We start from the raw sequence: 24,792 nt of genomic DNA, 5'->3' as shown, positions 1-24,792 counted from the left end.
ATGTTATCGCAGTCTTTTATATCCGCTCACCGGCGGATCATGGTCCTTTGCGGCCGAACGCGCGATGACGTCGGCCAGCGGCTCAACCTTCACCGCCATCCATCGTCGGCTGGCATGGATGATATTCCGCTCGTCGGCCATGATGCCGACATGGCCGGGAAAGAAGACGAGGTCGCCGCGCGCGAGGCTCGCTGGATCGACATTCTTGTCTGCGCCGAGCGCAGCGAATTGCAGGTCGCTGTCGCGTGGCAGCGGGACGCCGGCAGCACCCCAGGCAAGTTGGACGAGCCCCGAACAGTCGATGCCCGTCATTGTCCGCCCGCCCCACAGATAGGGGGTGTCGACCATCTGCTCGGCGATGCCGGCGGGGTCCTTATCGGACGTGCCGACATCGGCAAGCGCCGCGAGCGGCAGATAGCCATGCGACGTTGCGAGCCACTCGCCCTCGGGTTCGCCCATCACGAGCGCGCCGCGCGGCAGGATGGCCGGGCCGCCGCTGGCGGCGTCGGGTGCGCTGTGCAACATCGCCTCGATTGCCGCGACGCAGTGTGTCGGCGCGATCGGCCCGGCCAGCGCATCGGCCGCGAGATAGCCGACATAATGGTCGGAAAGGCAATATCCCCAGGCCCAGCCGCCGGTGAGGTCGAGCAGCGCAAAGCCTTCGCCGAACAGCAGTTCGCTCGTCATGTCGGCATCGACCGAGGGGGTGGCACGCAGCGCCGTTGCCGGCAGCACGCCGCTGCGCATCATCGGTGCGGCATAATGCGGCGCGAAATGCGTCCCGGCGACGGCAATGTCGGCGAGATCGGGACGGATCGCGACGACGCGCGGATCGAAAGCCTGCGACGCACCGGTGAGGCCGAAACGGTTGCGGCCAGCACCGGCGGCACCGGGGCGCCCCATGCGCACGCGATTGGTCGCTGAATTCTCGCCGCTTTCTGCTATCACTGGCCGTCCTGTTGAAACCCGAGGCCCGCATGGTGCGGACAATCGCGCGCCATTAGACCAGCAAGACCCGCTTGATCAAGAATGTTCGATTTTTCCGCGCCGGTCGTACCGCGACTGAAGCATTGCCCACGCCGCGCGCAGCCCCAGCGCGGCGCCGCCCTTGGGGCGCCCGGGCTTCGCCGACGGGCGCCAAGCGAAGGTGTCGAGGTGCGCCCACAGGGCATTTTCGGGAACGAAGCGCTTAAGGAACAGGGCGGCAGTGATCGATCCGGCGAAGGGCGAACTGCCCGCATTGCCGAGGTCGGCGATGTCGGTTTCGAGCAGATCGGCATAGCCATCCCACAGCGGCATCCGCCATAGCGGATCGTCGCGTTCGATCCCGCCCGCGAGCATGGCGTCGGCGAGCGCGTCGTCGTTAGCGAACAGCGGCGGCAGGTCGGGACCCAGTGCGACGCGCGCTGCGCCGGTCAGCGTCGCGAAATCGACGATCAATTCGGGCTTGGCTTCGCCCGCCTTCGCCAGCGCATCGCCCAGAACCAACCGGCCTTCGGCATCGGTATTGCCAATCTCGACCGTCAGGCCGAGCCGACTCTTGAGCACGTCGCCCGGGCGGAAGGCATCGGATGAAATCGCGTTTTCGGCGGCGGCGACAAGGCAGTGGAGTCGTATCGGCAGCCCGCTCGCCATCACCAGTTCGGCGAGCGCGAGGACATGCGCGGCGCCGCCCATATCCTTCTTCATCAACCGCATGCCCGCCGCGGGCTTGATATCGAGTCCCCCGCTGTCGAAGCTGATCCCCTTGCCGACCAGCGCGACGCGCGGGTGGCCGTCTTTGCCCCATTCGATCTCGATCAGGCGCGGGGCGTGATGCTTGGCCGCGGCGCGGCCGACGGCATGGATCATGGGATAGCCCTGTTCGAGCGCTTCGCCCTTGGTGACGGTCAGCGTGCCGCCGTGCGCCTTGGCGATGCGTTCGGCCGCCTTCTCAATCGCCGCGGGCCCCATGTCGGCGGCTGGAGTGTTCACCAGGTCGCGGACGAGCGCAACGGCGCGGACCTCGGCGACCATCGGCGCAATCGCGCCGACGTCGGTGGTCAACAGGACACGCGGGCCCTTGGTCGGCGGCTTCGATTTATAAGCGTCGAAGCGATATTGCGCGCTCATCCAGCCGAACAAGGCCTTGCCCGGCTGCCGGCCTTCGACGCGATAATGGCCTTCGGGCAAGATTTGTCCCAGCTTCGCAAGGCACCAAGCCGACAGGCTCTCGACGTTCGCAACGGTCGTGACGACCGCCCATTTTTCGGGATCGTCGCCAGGCAGGATCGCGTGGACGAAAGCGTCGGGTTTGAAGCCGACGGCCGCAAGATGCGCGCGCTCGCGTGCACTGCGGCTTTTCAGCCATTCGTCATAGCTCTTCTTGTCGACCAGATGGATCGCGCGGGCGTCCTGTCCCTTGTCGGGCTGGATCATGTCGGAATAGTCTATCATACCCGTGGTGCTAGGCCGCCAGGGATATTTTGTCGATTCCTTGCGTTGTGCCGGCATGACGAACGAAAAGACTTGGCGAAACGCCATTGCGACCCTGGCCGCCACCATGCTGCTGGCGGGATGTTCCGAGGACAAGCCGACCACCGAGAAAATGGTCGCGGCGGCATCTGTTCCCGGCGCCCCCCCCGACGGGCCGGCCCATATTGCCGCCAAAAGCGCTCCGGCGTCAAAAGTGAACGAAACCGACGATCTGGTTGAGTTTACCTACGCCTATCCGCGCGATGCGGCCGCCATCCCCGAGCTCGCAGCGTTCCTCAACAGCGACCGGGCGACGAAGCGCGACGCGCTCGTTGCGGCCGCGAGGCGCGACAAGGCTGCGGCGGAAAAGGGCGGTTTCCCCTATCGTCGCCACAGCCATCTTCAGAGCTGGCAACGCGTGACCAACACCCCGCGCTTCCTCAGCCTGTCCGCCGAAATCGAAACCTATATGGGCGGCGCGCACGGTATGAAGAGTTTCGACACGCTGATATGGGATCGCAACCGTCGCAAGCAGCGCAAACCGCTCGACCTGTTCAAGAGCAGCGAGGCGTTCGACGCCGCGATCCGCGATTCCTTCTGTGCCGGCATCAAGCGCGCCAAGGCGGCCAAGGGCATCGTTGCCGACGACGCGCCGGACAGCCCCTTCGCCAAATGTCCGCCCGCTTCGGCGCAGACCGTCTGGCTGGGATCGTCCGATGGCCGCTATCTCGATCGCCTGACGATTGCGATCTCCCCCTACGAGGTCGGCCCCTTTGCCGAGGGCAGCTACAAGATCAATGTCCCAATCACCGGCGCGCTGGCCAAGGCGGTCAAGGACGAATTTGCGCGCGATTTCCTGCCCATCAATTGAATGGAGAACGAACCGTGGCGAAACAGCCTAAAGCCGGCAAGGTCGGCGAAAGCAGCAAGGAAAAGAAGGGCAAGCAAAGCGCGGCCGCGAAACTGCGGCGCGACGTCGGCGCCACCAAAACGATCGCCGATCCGCCGTCGGACCGCGAGGCGGACCTCGCCCGCGCGCCCAAATGGCAACCGCGCTACCCCGGATCGGGACGGCTTGCCGGAAAGGTGGCGATCGTGACCGGGGGCGACAGCGGCATCGGGCGGGCGGTTTGTGCGCTCTTCGCCCGCGAAGGCGCCGACATCGCGGTCGTCTATTTTGAAAACCGGTCTGACGCAGTCGAGACCGCGGCGATCGTCGAAGCCGAAGGCCGCCGCGCGATTGCGATCAAGGCCGATGTCGGAAAGCCCAAGGCGGGCGAAAGGATCGTTGCGCAGACGGTCGATAAACTCGGCCGACTGGATATCCTCGTAAACAATGCCGGCGAACAGCACCCCGCCGCCGACATCCGCGATATCGGCCCCGAACAGCTGCAACAGACGTTCGCGACCAACATCTTCGGAATGTTCTATCTGGTGCAGGCGGCGCTCCCGCATCTCAAAAAAGGTTCGGCGATCGTCAATTGCACCAGCGTCACCATGTATCAGGGGTCGAAGGGCCTGCTCGATTACAGCGCGACCAAGGGCGCGATCACGGCCTTCACCCGCTCGCTCAGCGAAAATCTGGTGGAAAAGGGCATTCGCGTGAACGGCGTTGCGCCGGGGCCGATCTGGACCCCGCTCAATCCCCGTGGCGGCGCGCCGGCCGAAAAGGTGGCGACCTTCGGCGAAGGTACGCCGATGAAACGACCGGGCGAACCCAACGAAGTCGCGCCCTGCTTCCTTTTCCTCGCTTGCGACGACAGCAGCTATATGTCGGGTCAGGTGCTGCATCCGAATGGCGGCACGATCGTTAACGGATAGCGGGGCGGCAAAGGAGAAGGACGATGCCTGCCAAATCGAAAGCGCAGCAAAAGGCCGCTGGCGCCGCGCTCAGCGCCAAGCGCGGCGAAACACCCAAATCGAAGCTGAAGGGTGCATCTAAGCAAATGATCGATAGCATGACCGAAAAGCAGCTCACGGATTTTGCCAAGGGATCGACCAGAGGCAAGCCCGAACACGCGGATTGATATCACCGCCGTCATTGCGAACGAAGCAATTCCAGAGCGGTTTGCGCCAGCCCTAGATTGCTTCGTTTCACTCGCAATGACGAATATTACTCAGCCGCTTCGAGTTCGGCTGGCGCCGCCGCCGCGGCTTTGGCGTGACCGAACGTCAAAACGCCGTCCGCTATCGCGCCCGTGCGCATGTCGATCCGGTCCTGCACATAATTTTGGCTGAGGCGCCAAGGGAGGGTGGCCGTGCTTTTGGGCATGATGTGCAGCGAACGCTGGATATAGCCTGAGGAAAAGTCGAAGACATTTTCCTCTTCAAGGCTCGACGGATCGGCAAGGACGGGCGTCGCGACCGTGGTTCCGGTATCGCGCATATGGTTGAGCACGCGGCAGACATATTCGGATACGATGTCGGCGCGGAGCGTCCAGCTGGCGTTGAGATAGCCGAAAACGGCCGAAAAGTTCGGGACGTTCGAAAACATGCACGCCTTGTAATAGAAATGGTCGTGCCAATTGACCGGCGCGCCGTCCACACGAACCGGAATCTTGCCCGCGACCGCGAGCTTCAGCCCCGTCGCGGTGATGATGATATCGGCGTCGAGATGCTTGCCCGATTTTAGCTGGATGCCGGTCGCGTCGAATTTTTCGATATGGTCGGTGACCACCGAAGCCTTGTCGGCCTTCATTGCTTCGAAGAAATCGGCGTCGGGGACGAGGCACAGCCGCTGGTCCCACGGGTCGTACGGCGGCGTGAACGCCTTTTCGTCATAGCGATTGCCCAGCGCCGCCTTCAATTTCTTGGTCAGGAAATCCCTGACCTTATGCGGCTGGGTCCGCGCCCGGCGGAAGCTGATGTCCTGCAACTTCACATTCTTGTAGCGTGTGATCTTGTAGGCCAGTTCTTCGGGCAGGATCTTGCGCAGGAAATTGGCGAAGCCGTCCTTCGCAGGACGGATGAAATACCAGGTCGGCGTGCGCTGGAGCATGGTGACGTGCGCGGCTTCCTTCATCGAGGGAACGATCGTCACCGCGGTCGCGCCCGACCCGATCACCACGACCTTCTTGTCCTTGTAATCGAGATCTTTCGGCCAGAATTGCGGGTGGATGATCTGGCCCTGGAAATCCTCGCGGCCCGCGAACTGGGCATCGAAGGGTTCGTCATAGTCGTAGTAGCCCGAGCCGAGATAAAGCCAGCGCGCCGTCGTCGTCGAAGTCCGGCCCGTGCTTTCTTCCATCGTCACCGTCCAGCGCGCGGCGGCGCTGTCCCAGTCTGCCCCGACGACCTTGCTGTCGAAACGGATGCGTTCGCGGATATGGCGTTCGTCGACGATACGGTTCAGATATTCGAGGATCGAAGGGCCGTCGGCGATCGACTTTTCATGCTTCCATGGCTCGAAGACGAAGCCCAATGTGTGCATGTCGCTGTCCGACCGGATCCCGGGGTAACGGAACAGGTCCCATGTGCCGCCGAGCTGTTCACGGCGTTCGACGAGGGCGAAGCTGCGGTCGGGACAGTTCATCCGGAGATGTACCGCCATGCCGATGCCGGAAATGCCGGCGCCGACGATCAGGACGTCCTGATCCACCGGGGCAGCTTTCGCGTCCGCCGGACGTTCCCTCGTCGCAGTATCTGCCATCGTCTCGTCTCCCGTCTCTCTTTGGCGCCAGCTTACGCACCGCGTTGCATTTTGCAATCGAATTGACAGGGATGGAAGTATCGCAGCGGAAGGCCAGCTTCCCTTGTGGCTGTCACATTATTGTCATAGGGGCGAAGCCCCATTGTCATCATTCTGCCATAGCGCGGCATCCACTATAGGAAAGGATTGATCTTCATGCGCCAGATCGCGGTTCTTCCCTATCGATTCGGCGGCCCCGCGCAGGATGGTCCGACCGAGATTCTGCTTATTACCTCGCGCGAGACGAAGCGCTGGGTTGTGCCGAAGGGCAATCCGCTGACAGGCATGACGCGCCACGCCGCCGCGGCGGTCGAAGCCGAGGAAGAGGCTGGCGTGATCGGCGCGGTCTGTCCGACGCCGATCGGCAGCTATGAGTATCGCAAGCGTCGCGCGAACGGCGCGTCGATCATGTACAATGTCGAGGTTTTTCCGCTCGCGGTGACCAACGAACTCGCCGAGTGGAAGGAAATGGACGAGCGCGACCGCAAATGGTTCGCGTTCGACGCCGCCGCCTCCGCAGTCGACGAGCCCGATTTACAGGCCTTGATCCGTTCCTTTGGCGACAGCGGCTTTCGCGCCGCCGCCCAGCCGCGGGGAGTGGTCGAAAATGTAGCAAACAAGACAGGGGTTAGCTGGATGTTCGCATGGTTTCAGCGTTTGCTGCCGCGACAGGGAAATTTCTTCGAACTGTTCGAAAGCCATGCCGCGACGCTCGTCGCCGGGGCGAATGCGTTGTCGCGCATGCTTCAGGGCGGCGAAGGCATGGCCGACCATGTCCAGGAGATCATTGAACGCGAGCATGACGCCGACGCGATCACGCGCGAAGTATTGCAGACCGTCCGCCGTACTTTCCTGACCCCGTTCGACCGTAGCGCGATCACCGACCTCATCGCCTCGATGGACGATGCGATCGACGAAATGCAGAAGACCGCGGGCGCGGTCGACCTTTACGATGTCACAGAATTCGAGCCCGAAATGCGCGACATGGCCGGCATCATCGTCGATGCCGCGCGTCTGACCGCCGAGGCATTGCCCCTGCTGCGTAATATTTCGGCCAATGGCCCGCGTCTTCACGAACTTACCGAGCGGCTCGTTCGTATGGAGGGACATGCCGACGAAATCCACGCGGCGGGCCTCAAGCGCCTGTTCAAGGAACATGGCGAGGCGAACCCGACGCGCTTCCTGATCACTCGCGAACTCTTCCGCCATCTCGAACGCGTCACCGACAGTTTCGAGGATGTTGCGAACGAGATCGACGGCCTGGTTATCGACCACGCATAAGCGGGGGCGTCCACCATGCACGAACTCGCTTTCCCGCTCCTCGTCGGCCTCGTCATCCTGGCGCTGGCGTTCGATTTCCTGAACGGCCTGCACGATGCCGCGAACAGCATCGCGACGGTCGTCGCGACGCGGCTGCTGCGCCCGGTGCAGGCGGTGCTGTTCGCCGCCTTCTTCAACTTCGCCGCATATTTCCTGTCGATCATCTTCCCCGAACTACACAAGGTTGCCGAGACGATCGGCAAGGGGATCATCGACAAGGATCTGGTGACCCCCGCGGTGGTGTTCGGCGCGCTGGTCGGGGCGATGTTCTGGAACGTCGTGACCTGGCTCAAGGGCATTCCCTCCTCGTCGAGCCACGCGCTGGTCGGCGGCATCGTCGGCGCGGGCGTTGCGCATGCGGGGTTCGAGGGGATCGAATGGACGGGGCTCAACAAGACCGTCATCGCGATCTTCCTGTCGCCGATGCTGGGCATGCTGCTTGCCATGCTGGTGATGCTGGTCAGCAGCTGGGCGCTGCACCGGGCGACCGCAAAATTCGCCGAAAAGACCTTCCGCCATCTCCATCTCTTTTCGTCGGCGGCCTATTCGATCAGCCACGGGCTGAACGACGCGCAAAAGACGATGGGGATCATCGCGGTGCTGCTCTATTCGACCGGCTATTTGCAGGGCGAATTCAATGTGCCGCACTGGGTGGCGTTCAGCTGTTATGTCGCGATCGCGCTGGGCACGCTGTCGGGTGGGTGGAAGATCATCGAGACGATGGGCGGGCGCATTACCAAACTGTCGCACCACCAGGGCTTTGCCGCCTCGACCGGCGGGTCGATCATGGTGTTCACCGCCAGCCTGCTCGGCATCCCGGTGTCGACCACGCACACGATCACCGGCAGCATCATCGGCGCCGGTGTCGCGCGCCGCGCCAGCGCGGTGCGCTGGGGCGTCGCGGGCAATGTCGTCGCGGCATGGTTTATCACCATCCCGGCGAGCGCGATCGTCGCGGCGGCTTTTTACAGCATTACGCGGTTGTTCTGACGGGAGGCCCGGGCTCCGGTTTCACGTCCGCGCCGGAGGTCGCACCGATGCGATCTTTTCCATCCGACGCTGAAATGATAGCCATCATGCTAGGTTGCGATCCGCGCAGCGGCGGGAGGGGGCATGAAGAAATACGGCTGGGGTTTGCTCCTGATCGGCATAGCGGGATGTTCAGGGCCGCCGGCATTGCCAAATGGCGCCATGGCACTCCCCGAACCGCGCCATGCTCGGGCCGAGATCGCCGCGCCGGAGGATCCGAAGGGTGTGGGACTGCCCATCGCATCGGGCAGCATCAAAAAAAGTGGAGGTCCGCAAGAACCGAATGTCACGGTCGGGCCAGGGTGGTCCGATAGGGATCGAAAGGACATGGATGCGCTGGTTCGCGCGGCAATCACTGAAATGACGTCGGATGCCTTCCGCGACAACGCTCGACAATTGCCGGCAAAATACTCCAAAATATGGCTGACCGGGGCATTGGGTTACGACAGCGGCGAACGCGTCGCCGCCATCGTCAGCCCGGGCGAAGCTTCGATGTCCTATGTCGAAGCCTTGGTAATCCCCTGGCGTTCCGGCTGGGCTTCGACCCGAATGGAGCGGGACGGAAAGCTGCGCATACGCCTTCGTCGATCGCTGCTCGACCGGTGGCGGTCCGCCAATCCGGTGGTCAAGGCCTGTGCGATTAACACGATGGCGCACGAAATATCGCACACGATCAGTCGCGACCCGCATCGCTACCTTCCGGCGTTCACCGACACCGGCGACGCCAATGCGGATGCCCGCAACGGCGTCGTTGCCTCCTATTTCGTAGGCGACCTCGCCCTATGTACCGCGCTGGTGCGGTCGGGTCGGATCGGTCCGCAGGACGTCGCGCAATGCGTGCCGGTCTGGTATGAACCCGGCGGGTTGCAGTCCGGGCGATGCTATGCCTTTGGCCCCGATGACGCCGTGAAATGGCCCAAGGGTCGCACGGATCGCTGAAGGGTGGGGCCGCACATGCCTAAGCGCTGATCACCCCGAACAGGTCATGCTCGTCGGCGTCCTCGATCTCGACATCGACGATATCGCCGGCTTTCAGCGTTGCTGCGACGTCGCGGAGGTAGACGTGGCCATCGATTTCGGGCGCGTCGGCTTGTGAACGCCCCGTCGCGCCGATGCTGCCGTCTTCGTCGGCCTCACCGACGTCGTCGATGATGACGGGCAGCGTGCGGCCGATCTTGGCTTCGAGCTTCGCGGCGCTGATCGCCGCGGTCTTGGCCATGATGCGCTGGTAGCGTTCTTCCTTGAGCTCTTCGGGGACCTGATCGTCGAGGGCATTCGCCTGCGCGCCGGCGACGGGTTCGAAGCGGAAGGCGCCGACGCGGTCGAGCTGCGCCTCGTCGAGCCAGTCGAGGAGATATTGGAAATCCGCCTCGGTTTCGCCGGGGAAGCCGACGACGAAGCTCGAGCGGATCGAAATGTCGGGAGCGACCGCGCGCCAGTTCTTCAGCCGTTCGAGCACCTTCGCTTCGTTTGCGGGGCGCTTCATGCGCTTGAGGACGCTCGGGCTTGCGTGCTGGAACGGGATATCGAGATAGGGCGTCAGCAGCCCTTCGGCCATCAGCGGGATCACCGCATCGACGTGCGGATAGGGATAGACATAGTGGAGGCGCACCCACGGGGCGCGGCCTTCGCTGGTCCGAAGTTGTCCAAGTTGCCGCGCAAGATCGGTCATGTGGGCGCGAACTTCCGCGCCATGCCACATACGACTTTCATGTTTTATATCAACGCCATAGGCCGAAGTATCCTGGCTGATGACCAGCAATTCCTTCGTTCCGGCGGCGACGAGCTTTTCGGCCTCGCGCAGCACCGCATCGATGCGCCGCGAGACCAGTTTTCCGCGGAGGTCGGGGATGATGCAGAAGGAGCAGCTATGATTGCAGCCTTCGGATATCTTCAGATAACTATAGTGCCGCGGCGTCAGTTTCAGCCCGCCCTCGGGCACCAGGTCGATGAACGGACCCTGCGTGGGCGGCGCGGCGTCGTGGACGGCATCGACGACCTGTTCGTACTGGTGCGCGCCGGTGACCGCGAGCACGTTCGGGAAGCGCGCGCGGATGACCTCGGCCTCGTTGCCCATGCAGCCGGTAACGATGACGCGGCCATTCTCCGCCATCGCTTCGCCGATCGCTTCAAGGCTTTCTTCCTTCGCCGAATCGAGGAAGCCGCAGGTGTTGACGAGGACGACATCGGCGCCCGCATAATCGGGCGAGAGGCCATAGCCGTCGGCGCGCAGTTTGGTCAGAATCCGTTCGCTGTCGACGAGCGCCTTGGGGCAGCCGAGCGAAACCATGCCGACCTTCGGCTGGGTGGGGAGGGTTTTGACTGTCATGATTGGCCGCGCCCATAGTCGATTTCGCGGCGCTTGTCACGCGCGGCGCTTCGGGGCATGGAGCGCGCGGTTCGGACGAAAGGATAAGTGCGATGGCGATCGGGGCGTTTGCGGCGATTTCGGCGGCGATGGCGGTCGCCGCGGGCGCATTCGGCGCGCATGGCGCGTCGGGGCCGCAGGAGGCCGAATGGCTGCGCACTGGCGGCATCTATCAGTTGCTCCACGCGGTCGCGGCGCTCGCGATCATGGGCTTCGCACGCGGGCCGGCGATCTTGCTGCTCGCCGGCGTGGCGATCTTTTCGATCACCCTTTATGCGATGGCGTTGGGAGCGCCGCGGTGGCTGGGCGCGGTGACCCCGATCGGCGGCGGGCTGCTGATCATCGGCTGGCTGTGGGCGGGTTGGCTCTACTGGCGGATTTAGCTGCCCGGAACGCTCGCTTCGCTGTCTTCGCAGCGCACGACTTCGACGATCTGGTCGCCGGCTTCGAGTCGCTGAACCTCGGGCTCCCAGAATCCATAGGGTTTCCCAGCACGATAGACGCGCAGGCCGCGGCCGCCGCTCGATAGCTGATCGAGGCCGCGGCCGATTTCGCCGATTTCGACCGGGCGTTCGCGCAGTTGGACGCGGCCGCCGATGCTGGCGAGGTCGGCCATATAATCGGCGACATGCGCGCCCTGCGCCGATCCCGCGAGCAGCAGGCCGGTGAAGCTGACCGGGTTGATGACATTGTTCGCGCCCGCCTGCCGCGCGAGCAGCTCGTTATCCTGCGCGCGGATCACTACGCTGATCGGGACACGCGGGGCAAGGTGGCGGACGGTGAGCACGATCAGGATCGACGTGTCGTCGCGCCCCGCCGAGACGAGTACCGACTGCGCCTCGTTAATCCGCACATCGACCAGCGTGTCGTCGTTCGACGCATCGCCCTCGAGCACGTTGCAGCCTGCGGCTTCGGCGGCATTGATCCGGCCCGGCGACTGGTCGATCACGACAATGCAGGAGGGGTCGGTCCCGCGCTTGATCAGTTCCTGCACCGCCTCGCCGCCGCTGACGCCATAGCCGAGCACCACGATATGGTTTGTGAGTTTGGACTGGATGCGGGCCATACGCCATTTTTCCCATGTGCGTTTGATGACGAAATTATAGGCAGTGCCCACGAAGATGAAGAGCACCGCGATGCGGATCGGCGTGACGATCACTGCTTCGATCAGTCGCGACCGGTTCGATATCGGGGCGATGTCGCCGAACCCGGTCGTCGTGACCGAGATCATCGTGAAATAGACGACGTCGAGGAAGCTGATATGGCCGTCATGATGATCGATCAAGCCGTCGCGGTCGATCCAGTGGACGAGTACCACCACGCCGATCAACAGAAAGGCGACGCCGAGCCGAGTGATAAGGTCGGCCCAGACCGGCCATTTGCTGGCACGCTTGAGCAACTGAAACTGGTGCGGCAGCTTCCGCCTGTCGGACGGCTTGCGGCTCATCGGGGCGGCAATTGCTTCATCGGATCGACAGGTATGCGATTTTTGCGCAACTGGAAATGGAGTTGCGACGTCTGGACCTGGCCCGTCGCGCCAGCGCGGCCGATGACGTCGCCCATCCGCACCGTCTGACCGCGCTTCACGTCGATCCGTCCCGCATGACCATAGGCGCTGACCCAGCCGCTGCCATGGTTGATCAGGATCAGCCCGCCGTAAACGCCGATCTGGTCGCCGGCATAGGCGACGACACCGTTCGCCGTCGCGCGAATCGGGGTGCCGCCAGCCGCGGCGATATTGATCCCGTCACTGACCTTGCCCGGCGCGATGGGGCCGAACCGCGCGAGGATCGGGCCGTGGAGCGGCCATTCGAAGCGTCCGGTGAAATAGGCGGGATCGGCGATCGCGGTGGTCACGGGCTTGCGCGGCGCGGCGGTCCCGGCGGCGGGCTTGCCGCTGGCGGCAAGCGCCGGCTGGCTGCCGGTCGCGATGTCGTCGATGTCGAGGCGGAAGGCCGCGGCGCGCGCGCCGACATCGACGGGGCCGCGCACCGGCCGCGCATCGGATGGCAGGCACAGCCGCTGGCCGACACGCAAGATATAGGGTTCGCTGAGCGCGTTCACCGTAATGATCTCGCCCCAGTCGGCGTCGTAGGCGGCGGCAATGCCAATGCCGGTCTCACCCGCCGCAACGCGATGATAGAGGCCGGCCGGAATGCGCAGTTCCTGCCCCGGATGCAGTATATAGGGCGGGGCTAGGTCATTCTCGATCGCCAGCGCTTCGGACCCCGCGCCGGTCATTTCGCCGATCGCGCGCAGCGTGTCGCCACGGCGGACGACATAGTTTCCCGCCGCCACTTGCACGGCGTTGGTGGTGACGTGTTTCAGGGTCCAGGTCGGTTTGGCGTCGCCGCCGACAACCTCGCCGCCGAAGATATCTCCGCGCCCCGCCTCCTCGCGGGGCGGCGGCTCTTCGCGCGCGGGCCGCGAGGCCGGCGCCGGCGCGTCGACCGCGGGAATACAGCCGACGAGCAAAAATACCCCCGACAACAGCCAGATACGATGGTTAACGCCCCCCATGGCCGCTCTTTGCCAAAGCAGAGCGAGGCTGACTAGGCTTCTGTCCCGATATGGAACAGAAATTTCGATTTTTGCGTGCCGATCAGCCGCCGTAGGCGCCGCGCAGCGCCGCGAGCGACGCGTCGTGCGTCAGGTCGAGCTGGAGCGGGGTGACCGAGATATAGCGATCGTCGATCGCCTCCAGATCGCTGTCGTGGCCAAGGCTGTGTTCGATGCCGTGCAGGCCGAACCAGTAATAGCGATAACCGCGCGGATCGGTGCCTTCGACGATCGAGCCGCGGCCATAATCGTGGAAACCCTGACGCGTGACGCGAATGCCCTGTACCTCGGCAGCGGGAAGGGCGGGGAAGTTTATGTTGATCAGCGTGCGCGGCGGCATGTCGTGATCCATCAGCGGACGCAGCACTTTGGCGCCCCACATTTCCGCCGCCTCGAACGACACGCTGTCGCCCATGCCTTCCTTCGCGTAAACTTGGCTGAGCGCGATCGAGCGGATCCCGGCAAGCGCGCCCTCGATCGCCGCCGATACGGTACCCGAGTAAGTGATGTCGTCGCCAAGGTTCGCGCCGCGGTTGACGCCAGAGAGGATGAGGTCGGGCTTTTCGGGCATCAGCTTGCCGATCGCCATCATCACCGAATCGGTAGGGGTACCGCTGCACGACCAGCGGCGTGGTCCATGTTCGCGGATACGCACCGGGCGCGACAGGGTCAGCGAGTGGCCGGCGCCCGACTGTTCCTCGGCCGGGGCGCAAATCCAGATGTCGTCCGAAAGCTGGCGCGCGATCGCCTCCAGTACGGCCATGCCGGGGGCGTGATAACCGTCGTCATTGGTGAGGAGGATGCGCACGTTTCTGTCTCTCTTTCTTCGTCATCCCGGACTAGATCCGGGATCCATTCGGCGCCGGCGTCGTGGACCCCGGATCAAGTCCGGGGTGGCGATGTCTTAGTTGGCCGGCGTCAGCCGGGTGATGCCGCCCATATACGGGAGCAATGCTTTTGGAATGTCGACGCTGCCGTCGGCTTGTTGGTAGTTTTCGAGGATTGCCACCAGCGTCCGCCCGACGGCGAGGCCCGAGCCGTTGAGCGTATGGACGAACTCGTTGCCCTTTACCTCCTCGCGGCGGAAGCGCGTGTTCATGCGGCGCGCCTGGAAATCGCCGCAGTTCGAGCAGCTCGAAATCTCGCGATAGCTGTTTTGGCCCGGCAGCCAGACTTCGAGATCATAGGTCTTGCGCGCGGCAAAACCCATGTCGCCCGCGCACAGCAGCATCTTGCGGTATGGCAGCTCGAGCGCCTCGAGGATTTGCTCCGCCGCGCGCGTCTTGCGTTCGAGTTCGGCGTCGCTGTCTTCGGGGCGGACGATCGAGACGAGCTCGACCTTCCAGAATTGGTGCTGGCGGATATAGCCCCGCGTGTCGCGTCCCGCCGACCCCGCTTCGGAGCGGAAGCAGGGGGTGAGCGCGGTCATGCGGACCGGCAGCTCGGCCTCGGGCAATATCTCTTCGCGCACCGCGTTGGTCAGGCTCATTTCGGACGTCGAGATGAGCCAGCGCCCGTCGGTCGTCTGGAACAAATCTTCGCGGAATTTCGGAAGCTGCGTCGTCCCGAACGCCGCCTCGTCGCGGACCATCAGCGGGGTCGCGCATTCGGTATAGCCCGCCTCACTGGTTTGCCTGTCGATCATGAACTGGCCGATCGCGCGTTCGAGCCGCGCCATCTGACCTTTCAGGAAGGCGAAGCGCGCGCCCGACATCTTTGCCGCAGTCTCGAAATCGAGCCCGAGCGCGGGGGCGAAATCGGCATGTTCCTGAGGCGCGAAATCGAAGCTGCGCGGGGTGCCCCAGCGCGAAATTTCGACATTGCCCTCCTCATCCTCGCCATCGGGCACATCGTCGGCGGGGAGGTTGGGCAGCGCGGCGAGCCGGTCGTGCAGCGCCGCGTGCTGCGCGCGCTCGGCCTCTTCCCTGGCGGGGAGCGATGTCTTGAGGTCGGCGACCTCGGCCTTCAGCGCTTCGGTCTTGTCCTTGTCGCCCGCCGCCATCGCCTGGCCGATCAGCTTCGACGCTTCGTTGCGGCGAGCGAGCGCGGCCTGAATTTCGGTCTGCAAAGCGCGCAGCGAGGCGTCCATGGCGAGAATCTCGGCGGACAGGGGTTCGAGGCCGCGGCGGACGAGGCCGGCGTCGAAGGCTTGCGGGTGATCCCGGATCAGGCGGATATCGTGCATGGCGGCGCTATGGCGTTGCCGTTCGCGCGGCGCAAGCCCGTTGCGGGCGCGCCATGCTCGCTGCGTGGCCGCTGCCGTCGGGCACCCGGAATCAAAAAGGACCGCCCCGCAGGGCGGCCCCCAGTTCGGTGGTCCGGGTCAGCCCCGAAAACCGCCAGTGGATTTCATCACGCCGCGTTGGCGTCGTCGTCGTTGCGGTTCGCCGCGCGGCGCCGCGCGACGAGCGCCGCCGCCGCGGCACCGAACAGTAGCATCATCGGCGGCGCGGGAACCGGCGTCGGATCGCCCGACGAACCACCGTTGCTGCTGCTGCCGCCCGAACTGGACGAGGAGGACGACGACGAGGAGGAACTGCTGCTCGACGACGAGGAAGACGAGCCACTCGTCGTGCCGAAGCTGCTGCTGCCGCCGGTTGCGCCCGACGAGGTCGCGCCGCTCGACGTGCTGCTGCTCGACGAAGACGAGGAAGAAGAGGAGGACGAGCTCGAGCTGCTCGAGCTGCCGCCCTTCGACGAACCGCCCCAGCCCGAGCTGCCGTGCGACGAACCATGTGACGATCCGTGCGAGGAACCATGCGAGCTGCCGCCCTTCGACGAGCCGCCCGACGAGGACGAGCTCGACGAGGAAGAAGAGGAGGACGAGCTCGACGAAGAACTGCTGCTCGACGACGAGGTGCTGACGTTGCCCGACGACGTCGACACATTGCCCGACGAGGTGCTGACGCTGCCCGTCGAGGTCGAAACGCCGCCGGTCGAGGTCGACACGCTGCCCGTCGAGGTGGAAACCCCGCCGGTCGAGGTGGAAACCCCGCCAGTCGAGGTGGAAACACCGCCAGTCGAGGTGGAAACACCGCCGGTAGAGGTCGACACGCCCGACGAGGTGCTGGTCGAGGTGCTGACACCGCCCGTCGTCGTCGAGGTGACGACGATGCTGCCGCTGCTGCCGCCGCCCGAGCTGCCGCCGAAGAAACCGCCAAAGAAGCCGCCGCCGAAACCGCCGCCGAAGCCGCCGCCGATCACGGTCACGCCGCCGCCGCTGCCGCCGCCTTCAAAACCGCCGCGCTGCGGGAAGGGCGCATAGGGGATCGGCGGCAACGGGATCGTCTGCGTCACGACCTGCGTCTGCGGCGTCGCGGTCCGGATCACCTTTTTCGTCGTGACGACGCGGCGGACGCGTTTCACCGGCTTGCGGGCCGCATGGCGCTTGCGCACGACCTTTTTCTTGGCGACGCACGGCGAGCAGGACTGGACCTGCGCCCGTGCCTTCGGAACGTCGGCGATCTGCATCGCACCGCTACCGATGATTGCCCCCCCGCAGGTGCAGGCGCAAAGCTTGGCAAGGGCCATTCGGACAGACATAGGTTTCTCTTTCTTTCCCGTTGCAGGTGCGAAGCGTCCCTCGACCGACACCCGATTTCACCTTCGCTATAACCCAAAAGGCCAAATCTTTATGAACGCGGCAATCGCGTTAACCGCGTTTGCCTGTCCGACAGCGGGAAAAGGGCGACGGAATCAATCAAAATCACGGTATCTGTCCCAAAACAGAACGGAATGTGCAACGATTCTATGCAATTGGTTAATCTTCGGCCCTAAATCGGGACTGGCCCGCACCCGCCGGCGGGTCCGCTGGCGACCGGGAATCACCGTCCGAAGGGCGCCGGTTCAGCCGTGCTTCACGCGGTCGATGCAATGCGCTGCTTCGGCGCTTGTATCGTGACCAGTGGCTGGTTATAGGCGCGCCACTCCCTGCGCGCTTTGCGGTCTGCGGGGTGACAGGAAAGGACGCGAGAGCCCCTCATGCCGACCAAGATTGCCGATGTTGGCGCAGACGCGCTTCGCGAAGCCAAGTCCAATCTCGATTCGGATTATGTTCCCAGCGACGACGAAGAGTTTATGAACGAGCGGCAGCAGGATTATTTCCGCGGCCTGCTCCTCGCCTGGAAAAAATCTATCCTGTCCGAATCCGAATCGACGCTCGCGCATCTTCAGGACGGTCCGCTGCGCGAGCCCGACCTTGCCGATCGCGCGTCGAGCGAGACCGATTGGGCGATCGAACTGCGCACTCGCGATCGCCAGCGCAAGCTGATCGCCAAGATCGATTCGGCGATCCGTCGTATCGACGAGGGCGAATATGGCTATTGCGCCGTCACCGGCGAACCGATCTCGCTGGCGCGCCTGCAAGCCCGTCCAATCGCGACGATGACGCTGGAGGCGCAGGAGCGCCACGAACGCAACGAACGGATTTCCCGCGAAGATTGATCGGCCGGGGGCAATCCTATTTACGATTCCGCAACGACCAGCGCCTAGATTCGCCGCCTGACATTCAACGCGGGGAACGGGTCGCAATGGAATCGCGCGTGCCAACAACAGTGGACGAAGAAGTCGCCGCGCTGTCGCGCGGCACCGATCGGGACAGCCTGTTCATGCAGGCCAGCCTGACCGTGCCCGGAAAAAGCGGGGGCGTCGTCGTGCGCGTGCGCAACCTGTCCGCGGGCGGCATGCTCGCCGAGGGCATGGTCCGGGTGGAACAGGGGGACGTGATTGAAGTCGAATTGCGCAACGTCGGCCCGGTTTCGGGGCGCGTCGTCTGGGCGGGCGAGGGCAAGTTCGGTATTGCGTTCGACCGGGCGGTCGATCCCCAGGCGGTTCGTCGTCAGGTGGTATCGGAGTCCGATCTGCCGCCGCATCTTCGGCGCACTGGCCTCGAACGAGGGCCCTTTTACCGCCGACGCTGATGCGTCCTCGACAGGGCGGCATCAGCGGGCGGTCGTCGCGATCGTCAGGCGATCGCGAGCATCTCTTCCTTGATCCTCAGCTTTTGCTTTTTCATCTGGGCCAGCACGCCTGCGTCGGGGCAGGGGCGGCGTTCTTCATTCGCAATTTTCTCGTCAAGGTCCGCGTGGCGGGACTTCAGGGCGGAAAGGTGCGACGTGCTCATATGCCATTCTCCTTTTTCGACTCGATTGGCAGGGTCGAGTAAATCACGAATCGGGCGGAATGTCGTGGCGATTCGGTCAGCTGGTTCCCGTTGCGGACCAGTGGTGAACGTGGCAGGGAGACCGGTGTGAGCCCCGAGGAAATTACCCAGCGCCTGGAACTGCTTCGCGTCGAGCATCGCGATCTCGACGCCGCGATCATCGCGCTCGGCGGCGGCTCCGTTCCCGACCAGCTGCAACTCGCGCGCCTCAAGAAGCGCAAGTTGCGCCTGCGCGACGAAATCGCGTGGTGCGAAGATCAACTGCTCCCCGACATTATCGCCTGACACTGGTAACGCCCTGAATCAAAACGGGACGGGCGGTGCATCATATTTCATGGTTACTGCCATTGCGAAATAGCCCGGGTGCGTGGCATCCCTGACGCCATGGTCGGTGGGCGAACGGACATGATGGCGATGGCACGGCCGGTGCAGCGCGCGCAGGTGGAAAATCTCTATGTCGAGGCGATGCTGCTTGCCGACGAAGCGCACGCGGCCTTTGCCGCGCAGCGCGATCTTGGACGCGCGAATGGGGATGCCCTGGCGCAGATCGGCCTCGCCTGTGAATCGCTGAAGACGACAACCCGCCTGATGCATGTCATCGCCTGGCTACTGCATCGCCGCGCGATGTTTGTCGGCGATCCGGGGGCCGGGCCGAACGACAGCGCGGCGCGCATCGGCGAACCCGTCGCCGCCGATTGGGCCGTCTGCGCAGGTTTCGACCTGTCGGTTCGCCGCATCGTTTCCGCCAGCGAACGCCTGTTCGAACGCATCGCGGCGATCGAGGCCGGTTGGGAAGCGCCGCCCCCGCAGCCGCCCGTACAGGCGCTGCTCGCGCAACTCGAAGCGCGACTCTGAAAGCGCCACCGCAGGTGGCTGAACAGCCGCGAATGACCGGATGCGCCGTTGGGAGATGTGACCCCCGCGAAAGCCCCCCACAGCCCCGCGGCCACGCGGTGGACGCTGGCGATCGCCACTTAGCCTAATGCTTCGACTTCCTCGGCCAGCGTAAGCCAACGATCTTCGGCGGCCGCTTTTTCCTTGCGCAGCTTGTCGAGCTCCGATGTCAACGCATTGAAGCGCGCATTGTCGCGCGTGAAGAGGGCGCCGTCGGAGAGTTCGGTTTCGATCTTCGCCATTTCGCCTTCGATCTCCTCGATCCGGGTCGGCAGCAGGTCATAGTCGCGCTGGTCCTTGTAGGAGAGTTTCTTGCGCGCTTGGGGCGGTGGGGGCGGGGCGTTGGTTCCAGCCGCCTTGGCCTTGACGCTGTTGGGTTTGACACGCTTCGCCTCCCAATCGGCATAGCCGCCCGCCACGATGTCGACCTTGCCCGATCCGTCGAGGCCGAGCGTCACGGTGACGGTGCGGTCGAGGAAGTCGCGGTCGTGGCTGACGAGCAGCACTGTCCCCGCATAGTCGGCGATGACTTCCTGTAACAGGTCGAGCGTTTCCAAATCGAGGTCGTTGGTCGGCTCGTCGAGGACGAGCAGGTTCGATTCGCGCGCGAATTCGCGCGCGAGCAACAGCCGCGAGCGTTCGCCGCCCGACAGCGCGCCGACGCTGGCTTCGACGACGCCGGGGTCGAAGAGGAACTCTTTCAGATAGCCCTGGATATGCTTTTTGACCCCGCGCACCTCGACCCAGTCGCCGCCGTCGGCGAGCACGTCGCGGACGCGTTTTTCGGGGGAAAGCAGGCTGCGCTGTTGGTCGATGACGATGCCGTCGAGTGTAGGGGCGAGGGTGATGCTGCCTTCGTCGGGCTGAATTTCGCCCGTAAGCAGTTTGAGCAATGTCGATTTGCCCGCGCCGTTGGCGCCGACGATGCCGATGCGATCGCCGCGCTGGACGCGGAAATCGAGATTCTTGATGATCGTGCGGTCGCCGAAGCTCTTGCTCACATTCTCAGCGACGATCACCGATTTCGAGCGGACATCGTCGTTGGCGAGGCCGAGCTTGGCGACGCCGGGGCCGCCGATCATCGCGGCGCGGGTCGCACGCATTTCCTTCAATTTCTCGAGACGTCCCTGATTGCGCTTGCGGCGCGCGGTGACGCCGCGTTCGAGCCAGTGCGCCTCGAGCCGCAGCTTCGAATCGAGTTTCTGTGCGGCGCGCGCTTCCTCGGCGGCGACCGCGTCGCTCCATTCCTCGAAACCGCCGAAGCCGATTTCCTTGCGGCGGATACTGCCACGGTCGAGCCACAAGGTCTGCCGCGTGAGGCGGGTCAGGAAGGTGCGGTCATGGCTGATCGCGACGAAGGCGCCGGTGTAGCGCGCGAGCCAGGATTCGAGCCAGTCGATCGCGGCGAGGTCGAGATGATTGGTCGGCTCGTCGAGCAGCAGCACATCGGGGTTCTGCGCCAAAGCGCGCGCGAGCGCGGCGCGGCGGCGCTCGCCGCCCGAGGCGCTGGCGGCGGCGCGGCTCATGTCGATGCCAAGCTGGTCGGCGATCGCCGCCACCTCATACTCGGGCGGCCCGTCGTTGCCGGCGACGGCGAAGTCCATGAGCGTTGCGAAGGGACGGAAATCGGGCTCCTGTTCGAGCATCACGACATGGGTGCCGGGAACGATCGTGCGCTTGCCCTTGTCGGGATCGATGCGGCCGGCGAGCAGCTTGAGCAAAGTCGTCTTGCCTGCGCCGTTGCGGCCGATCAGCGCAAGGCGGTCGCGTTCGCCGACATAGATGTCGAGATCCTGAAACAGCCAGCCGCTGCCCTGCACAAGGCCGAGGCCTTCGTATGAAAGAATTGGTGCTGCCATGATGAACGGCTCGCTACTGGCGCGTTCAGCATCATGCAAGCGCCGTCCGCGCAAAGGGCGGAACGGGTCTGCTCCGTCTGCGTTACGGGGCGGAGATCATAATGAACCGGAAGCCCGGTTCGCAGGAGAATGAAATGACGAAGCAAATGCTCGCCGCTATGGCATCCGGACTGGTCCTGATGGCGGCAGTGCCCGCCGCCGCGCAACAAGGAGGTTCGACGGTGACTGCAGCAACGACGCAGGGACCGATACTGAGCTTTTCGGTCAGCGAGGAGGTGCGCTCGCGCCCCGACCAAGCGACCGTCGGCGCCGGCGTGACGACGACCGCGCCGACCGCGGTCGAAGCGATGCGCGCCAATGCCGCGGCGATGGACAAGCTGATCGCCGCCGCGAAGGCGCGCGGGATCAAGGGCGAGGATATCCAGACGAGTGGCATCAACCTGTCGCCGCAATATGATTACAACAATCGTGGCGACGGTCAGCCCCCGCGTTTTCTCGGCTATCAGGTGTCGAACAGCGTGCGCGCGACGACGCCCAAGATCGACGATATCGGCCCGCTGCTCGACGCGCTGGTCGCCGCCGGCGGCACCAATGTCGACGGGCCGTGGTTCGGCATGAAGGATCCCGACGCGCAGCTCGTCGGCGCGCGCGGTACCGCGATCAAGGCGGCCGAGGCGAAGGCGCAGGATTATGCGCGGCTCGCGGGTTTTCGCGGCGTCGAGTTGGTTTCGATCAGCGAAGGCAGCTTTGGCGGGCCGCAGCCGCCGATGCCGATGGTCCGTTTGCAGGCGATGGATGCCGCCGGCAAGGCAACGCCGGTCGAACCAGGGCAGGTCGGCAACACGCTGACGCTGAATTTCCAGTATCGGCTGGTGCGTTGATCGCGACCCTCACCCGTCCGGCGCTTTGCGCCTCCCTCCCTCTCCCGATGGGAGACGGAGGGAGCCCGCCGGCCAAGCCGGTGGGAAGGGTGAGGGTGCATCGATCATTGTTGGTCCAGCGGCTGTAAACGACCGTCTAACCCAATTCCCCTTCCGCCCACGGCCATGGCCGTTCGCGGAACCATTTGGTGATGATATATTTGCGGCCCTTGCGCACCTTCATCCCGTGATGAAGCGTGTCGGGGTTGGCAGTGCCGTCGGTCCGGACATTGTTCCACGCCAGCAGCTTGCCCACTTCCGGCTGGTGCATCTTGCCGGTCGCGAGAAACCGCGTCGCGCCGCCCGCGCCCGGTTCGTTGAGATAGATCATCAGCGTCCAGCTGCGCTGGCCGGGGACCGCGCAATAGGTTTCCCAGTCAGCGCCATGCGGGTCGAAATAGTCAGTGTGTGCCTTGAATTCCTGTCCGACGTCGTAACGCTGGCCCTGCATCGGTTCGCCATAGGCGAGCGGGATGCCGGCGAGATCGTGAAGGCGGTTGTTGACCGCCATCACCAGCGGGTCGCGATGATCGAGGTCGCAGGTCGCGCTGGTGCGGAAGGCGTCGTCACCGTTCGGGTCGGCGATGGTCGAGGGGCGGACGTCGCGGTCGATCTGCGCGATCAGCGCCGCGCAGGTTTCGGTATCGAGGAAGCGGGACAGGATGAACTGTTGCAGCTTTGGCGTTGGCGCACGGCGGATGCCGGGGACGGCGGCAAGCCGCTCGGCGGTGCGGTCGGCGCCCGAGGGCGCCATGTCGACATGATCCTTGCCAGCCATGACGCGCTTTTAGTGAGGTCTCGGCAAGCGAACAATGCTTGACGAAGGGGGAGGTCACGCCTATCGCCGCGCGCTGTCGCAGCGGCTTCGCGCGCGGCATGTGGCGATCATAGCTCAGTTGGTTAGAGCGCCGGTTTGTGGTACCGGAGGTCGCGGGTTCGAGCCCCGTTGATCGCCCCATTTTCTCATTTTTGGCGCCAATGCGGGATTTGGGGTGACTCTCAATCCCTATTGGATTATTGCGTCTCTACGTAATTTTCTAATGCGAGGAGCCGCGCATGTCTGCTGTCTGGGATTTCGCCGATTTCGACGATCATGAGCATGTCCACATGTTCCGCGATCGGGCGAGCGGCCTGACGGCGGTCATCGCGGTCCATTCGACTCACCTCGGCCCCGGTGCGGGCGGCGTGCGTTACTGGCATTATCCGCAGCGCGCGGCGGCGATCACGGATGCGCTGCGCCTGTCGCGCGGTATGAGCTATAAAAATGCGATGGCCGGACTGCCGATGGGCGGCGGCAAGGGCGTGATCCTGGCCGACGAACACGGCGCCAAGTCCCCCGAACTGCTGGCGGCATTTGGCCGCGCGGTCGATTCGCTGGGCGGTGCTTATGTCACCGCCGAGGACGTCGGGATCACCGACGCCGACATGGTCGAGATTTCGAGGCAGACGAACCATGTCAGCGGGCTTCCGGTCGCGAGCGGGGCCGATGCCGGCGGCGATCCCGGGCCCTTTACCGCGCTGGGGGTGTATCTTGGCATCAAGGCGGCGATCCGCGAGGGGCTGAACACCGACAGCGCAAAGGATGTGCGCGTTGCTATCCAGGGTGTCGGCAGCGTCGGCGGCGGCGTCGCGCGGCGGCTTGCGGCCGACGGTGCGAAGCTGACGCTTGCCGACGTCAACCTAGCGCGCGCGAAGGCGTTGGCCGAGGAACTCGGCGCCGAGCTCGCTGATTCGGCGGCGATCATGGAGATCGAGGCCGACGTGCTGAGCCCCAATGCGCTGGGGGCCATCCTGACCGAGCAAAGCATCGAAAAGCTGCGCGTGCCGATCGTCGCGGGCGGCGCGAACAACCAGCTCGCGACTGCGCTCGACGGTCAGCATGTGCATGATCGCGGGATCGTCTATGCCCCCGATTATGTGATCAACGCGGGCGGCATCATCAACGTCGCGCTCGAATATCTGGGGCAGGGCAGCCGTGAGGAAGTCGAAAGCCGCATCCATCAAATCCCCGGCCGCCTCGCCGAAATCTGGGCCGAGAGCAAGGCGAGCGTGACGCCGGCGTCGGTGGTGGCCGACCGGATGGCGCAGAAGCTGATCGGGCGGGGTTGAGCTGCTTCGAGGGCTGGCGCGGGACCGTAATTCCGCTAAGCCGGCCCTCGATGAAACGGCATTTCTATCTGGTCGCGGGCTGGGCGTCGCTGGGGCTTGGCGCGATCGGCGCTTTACTGCCGCTGCTGCCGACGGTGCCGTTCGTCATCCTGGCGGCCTTCTGTTTCGCGCGCTCGTCGCCGCAGCTGGAGACCTGGCTGCTCACGCATCCGCATTTCGGGCATCATATCGTCGCGTGGCGCGAGAAGGGCGCGATCAGCCGCAAGGGCAAGATCGCCGCGAGCGCAGCGTTCGCCCTCAGCATCGTGCTGGCCGCGATCTTTTCGCCCTGGCCGTGGGTGATGTTGCCGGTGATCGCGGCGGTGGTGACGGGAAGCTGGATATGGACGCGGCCCGAGGGATGACTTCGCTGCGCGCCGCTGTGACAGCGG

General features: G+C 64.5%; 26 protein-coding genes and 1 tRNA gene. 16 read left to right on the top strand and 11 right to left on the bottom strand.

Annotated features, from left to right (window positions below; genetic code table 11):
- Positions 1–3 precede the first annotated feature (3 nt).
- A complete protein-coding gene (locus HDC35_RS06695; RefSeq protein WP_311770727.1) occupies positions 4–948 on the bottom strand; it encodes an NlpC/P60 family protein in 945 nt (314 codons plus the stop codon).
- 75 nt (positions 949–1,023) lie between these two features.
- A complete protein-coding gene (locus tag HDC35_RS06690; protein ID WP_184644897.1) occupies positions 1,024–2,436 on the bottom strand; it encodes a M17 family metallopeptidase in 1,413 nt (470 codons plus the stop codon).
- 55 nt (positions 2,437–2,491) lie between these two features.
- Between HDC35_RS06690 and HDC35_RS06685 the strand changes: the two genes are divergently transcribed.
- The 3 genes from HDC35_RS06685 to HDC35_RS06675 all read left to right on the top strand — a co-directional run bounded on the left by HDC35_RS06685 (position 2,492) and on the right by HDC35_RS06675 (position 4,481).
- On the top strand, positions 2,492–3,325 hold the full coding sequence (locus HDC35_RS06685; RefSeq protein ID WP_184644895.1) for a DUF3298 and DUF4163 domain-containing protein: 834 nt from the start codon (positions 2,492–2,494) through the stop codon (positions 3,323–3,325).
- A gap of 122 nt (positions 3,326–3,447) precedes the next feature.
- On the top strand, positions 3,448–4,275 hold the full coding sequence (locus tag HDC35_RS06680; protein WP_184645259.1) for an SDR family oxidoreductase: 828 nt from the start codon (positions 3,448–3,450) through the stop codon (positions 4,273–4,275).
- Positions 4,276–4,298: 23 nt separating this feature from the next.
- The gene (locus HDC35_RS06675) at positions 4,299–4,481 is read left to right on the top strand and encodes a DUF3008 family protein (RefSeq protein WP_184644893.1); all 183 of its coding nucleotides are present in this window, start codon (positions 4,299–4,301) and stop codon (positions 4,479–4,481) included.
- 86 nt (positions 4,482–4,567) lie between these two features.
- On the opposite strand, the gene HDC35_RS06670 is transcribed toward HDC35_RS06675, so the two are convergent.
- Complete coding sequence (locus tag HDC35_RS06670) at positions 4,568–6,103, bottom strand: NAD(P)/FAD-dependent oxidoreductase (protein ID WP_184644891.1); 1,536 nt, start codon at positions 6,101–6,103, stop codon at positions 4,568–4,570.
- A 195-nt stretch (positions 6,104–6,298) separates the two neighbouring features.
- Between HDC35_RS06670 and HDC35_RS06665 the strand changes: the two genes are divergently transcribed.
- From HDC35_RS06665 to HDC35_RS06655, 3 genes are all read left to right on the top strand, one after another.
- Positions 6,299–7,423, top strand: coding sequence for a DUF47 family protein (locus HDC35_RS06665; RefSeq protein WP_184644889.1), 1,125 nt, complete (start codon positions 6,299–6,301; stop codon positions 7,421–7,423).
- Between the two features lie 15 nt (positions 7,424–7,438).
- On the top strand, positions 7,439–8,452 hold the full coding sequence (locus tag HDC35_RS06660; protein WP_184644887.1) for an inorganic phosphate transporter: 1,014 nt from the start codon (positions 7,439–7,441) through the stop codon (positions 8,450–8,452).
- Positions 8,453–8,575: 123 nt separating this feature from the next.
- On the top strand, positions 8,576–9,430 hold the full coding sequence (locus tag HDC35_RS06655) for a hypothetical protein (protein WP_184644885.1): 855 nt from the start codon (positions 8,576–8,578) through the stop codon (positions 9,428–9,430).
- A 19-nt stretch (positions 9,431–9,449) separates the two neighbouring features.
- On the opposite strand, the gene rimO is transcribed toward HDC35_RS06655, so the two are convergent.
- Positions 9,450–10,820 (bottom strand): 30S ribosomal protein S12 methylthiotransferase RimO, encoded by a 1,371-nt coding sequence (gene rimO, locus HDC35_RS06650; protein ID WP_184644883.1) that lies wholly within the window; start codon positions 10,818–10,820, stop codon positions 9,450–9,452.
- A gap of 92 nt (positions 10,821–10,912) precedes the next feature.
- On the opposite strand from rimO, the gene HDC35_RS06645 reads away from it, so the two are divergent.
- Positions 10,913–11,242, top strand: coding sequence for a DUF423 domain-containing protein (locus tag HDC35_RS06645; protein ID WP_184644881.1), 330 nt, complete (start codon positions 10,913–10,915; stop codon positions 11,240–11,242).
- Here HDC35_RS06645 and HDC35_RS06640 read toward each other — a convergent pair.
- The 4 genes from HDC35_RS06640 to serS form a co-directional block, all read right to left on the bottom strand.
- Positions 11,239–12,306: a TrkA family potassium uptake protein gene (locus HDC35_RS06640; RefSeq protein ID WP_184644879.1), complete on the bottom strand. Its 1,068-nt coding sequence runs from the start codon at positions 12,304–12,306 to the stop codon at positions 11,239–11,241. The two genes, HDC35_RS06645 and HDC35_RS06640, sit on opposite strands and share 4 nt — an antisense overlap.
- Positions 12,303–13,379 (bottom strand): M23 family metallopeptidase, encoded by a 1,077-nt coding sequence (locus HDC35_RS06635; RefSeq protein WP_184644877.1) that lies wholly within the window; start codon positions 13,377–13,379, stop codon positions 12,303–12,305. The genes HDC35_RS06640 and HDC35_RS06635 overlap by 4 nt, the downstream gene beginning before the upstream one ends.
- Positions 13,380–13,461: 82 nt before the next feature.
- The gene (surE, locus tag HDC35_RS06630; RefSeq protein WP_184644875.1) at positions 13,462–14,226 is read right to left on the bottom strand and encodes a 5'/3'-nucleotidase SurE; all 765 of its coding nucleotides are present in this window, start codon (positions 14,224–14,226) and stop codon (positions 13,462–13,464) included.
- Between the two features lie 96 nt (positions 14,227–14,322).
- Complete coding sequence (serS, locus tag HDC35_RS06625; protein ID WP_184644873.1) at positions 14,323–15,603, bottom strand: serine--tRNA ligase; 1,281 nt, start codon at positions 15,601–15,603, stop codon at positions 14,323–14,325.
- Positions 15,604–15,795: 192 nt separating this feature from the next.
- On the opposite strand from serS, the gene HDC35_RS06620 reads away from it, so the two are divergent.
- The 3 genes from HDC35_RS06620 (at position 15,796) to HDC35_RS06610 (ending at position 18,337) form a co-directional block, all read left to right on the top strand.
- Positions 15,796–16,683, top strand: coding sequence for a hypothetical protein (locus HDC35_RS06620; RefSeq protein ID WP_184644871.1), 888 nt, complete (start codon positions 15,796–15,798; stop codon positions 16,681–16,683).
- Positions 16,684–17,399: 716 nt separating this feature from the next.
- Entirely contained in the window at positions 17,400–17,861 is a 462-nt protein-coding gene (gene dksA, locus HDC35_RS06615) for an RNA polymerase-binding protein DksA (RefSeq protein ID WP_039572520.1), read from the top strand.
- Positions 17,862–17,947: 86 nt separating this feature from the next.
- Positions 17,948–18,337, top strand: a complete 390-nt coding sequence (locus HDC35_RS06610) for a PilZ domain-containing protein (RefSeq protein WP_184644869.1) — start codon at positions 17,948–17,950, stop codon at positions 18,335–18,337.
- A 44-nt stretch (positions 18,338–18,381) separates the two neighbouring features.
- Here HDC35_RS06610 and HDC35_RS06605 read toward each other — a convergent pair whose 3' ends face one another.
- Positions 18,382–18,540 (bottom strand): YdcH family protein, encoded by a 159-nt coding sequence (locus HDC35_RS06605; RefSeq protein WP_184644867.1) that lies wholly within the window; start codon positions 18,538–18,540, stop codon positions 18,382–18,384.
- Positions 18,541–18,666: 126 nt separating this feature from the next.
- On the opposite strand from HDC35_RS06605, the gene HDC35_RS06600 reads away from it, so the two are divergent.
- Together HDC35_RS06600 and HDC35_RS06595 are read left to right on the top strand one after the other, a co-directional pair.
- Positions 18,667–18,864 carry a YdcH family protein gene (locus HDC35_RS06600; RefSeq protein WP_184644865.1) on the top strand — a complete coding sequence of 66 codons (198 nt, stop codon included), beginning with the start codon at positions 18,667–18,669 and terminating at the stop codon, positions 18,862–18,864.
- 120 nt (positions 18,865–18,984) lie between these two features.
- A complete protein-coding gene (locus HDC35_RS06595; protein WP_260397583.1) occupies positions 18,985–19,434 on the top strand; it encodes a DUF1465 family protein in 450 nt (149 codons plus the stop codon).
- 119 nt (positions 19,435–19,553) lie between these two features.
- Here HDC35_RS06595 and HDC35_RS06590 read toward each other — a convergent pair whose 3' ends face one another.
- Positions 19,554–21,332, bottom strand: coding sequence for an ABC-F family ATP-binding cassette domain-containing protein (locus tag HDC35_RS06590; protein WP_184644863.1), 1,779 nt, complete (start codon positions 21,330–21,332; stop codon positions 19,554–19,556).
- Positions 21,333–21,466: 134 nt separating this feature from the next.
- Here HDC35_RS06590 and HDC35_RS06585 point away from each other — a divergent pair, with 134 nt between their 5' ends.
- On the top strand, positions 21,467–22,213 hold the full coding sequence (locus tag HDC35_RS06585; protein WP_184644861.1) for an SIMPL domain-containing protein: 747 nt from the start codon (positions 21,467–21,469) through the stop codon (positions 22,211–22,213).
- 136 nt (positions 22,214–22,349) lie between these two features.
- Here the strand turns inward: HDC35_RS06585 and HDC35_RS06580 are convergent, their stop codons facing one another.
- Positions 22,350–23,030, bottom strand: coding sequence for a prolyl hydroxylase family protein (locus HDC35_RS06580; protein ID WP_260397582.1), 681 nt, complete (start codon positions 23,028–23,030; stop codon positions 22,350–22,352).
- A 103-nt stretch (positions 23,031–23,133) separates the two neighbouring features.
- Between HDC35_RS06580 and HDC35_RS06575 the strand changes: the two genes are divergently transcribed.
- The 3 genes from HDC35_RS06575 to HDC35_RS06565 all read left to right on the top strand — a co-directional run bounded on the left by HDC35_RS06575 (position 23,134) and on the right by HDC35_RS06565 (position 24,765).
- Positions 23,134–23,210: transfer RNA gene (locus tag HDC35_RS06575), tRNA-His, on the top strand.
- Between the two features lie 98 nt (positions 23,211–23,308).
- Entirely contained in the window at positions 23,309–24,361 is a 1,053-nt protein-coding gene (locus tag HDC35_RS06570) for a Glu/Leu/Phe/Val dehydrogenase (protein ID WP_184644859.1), read from the top strand.
- A 50-nt stretch (positions 24,362–24,411) separates the two neighbouring features.
- Positions 24,412–24,765, top strand: coding sequence for a YbaN family protein (locus tag HDC35_RS06565; protein WP_184644857.1), 354 nt, complete (start codon positions 24,412–24,414; stop codon positions 24,763–24,765).
- Positions 24,766–24,792 lie beyond the last annotated feature (27 nt).

Origin of the sequence: Sphingopyxis sp. JAI128 (genome assembly GCF_014207235.1) — a bacterium.
Lineage (GTDB): Bacteria > Pseudomonadota > Alphaproteobacteria > Sphingomonadales > Sphingomonadaceae > Sphingopyxis.
This window is presented reverse-complemented; position numbering and strand designations above follow the sequence as displayed.